1 pseudogene is annotated in these 386 nt (G+C 75.1%); it reads left to right on the top strand.

The features are described 5' to 3' along the window. A pseudogene (locus tag E2E34_RS35185) lies at nt 1-386 on the top strand (beta galactosidase jelly roll domain-containing protein); the annotation flags it as partial.

Below are 386 nucleotides of genomic sequence, written 5' to 3'. Positions count from 1 at the left end.
CACGGGGGGCGTCCTGCACGAGCGGCAGTACCTGCACGGGGTACGGGCTCGCGGGCTGTCGCTGGACGCGTTCGACGACGCGCGGGCGGTCGGGAAGGTCGCCTGCCGTTCCCCGGAGGCGGGCGCGTCGGGGCTGTTCCGGGGAACGTTCGACGTGCGGGGCGCGGGCGACGCGTCGCTGCGGCTGCCCGGCTGGGAACGTGGCTTCGTGTGGGTGAACGGCTTCTGCGTCGGCCGGTACTGGTCGGTCGGCCCCCAGGAGTCCCTGTACGTTCCCGGGACCGTTCTGCGGGAGGGCGAGAACGAGGTGTGGGTGCTGGAGCTGGAGCGCGCCGGTGAGGGGGCGGTGGAGTTCGGCCGGCCGGGGGCGGACGTCGGGGAGGGCC

It is taken from the genome of Streptomyces albidochromogenes (assembly GCF_005981925.1).
Classification (GTDB): domain Bacteria; phylum Actinomycetota; class Actinomycetes; order Streptomycetales; family Streptomycetaceae; genus Streptomyces; species Streptomyces albidochromogenes.
The sequence above is the reverse complement of the archived record's forward strand: the minus strand, read 5'-3'. Positions and strand labels throughout refer to the sequence as shown.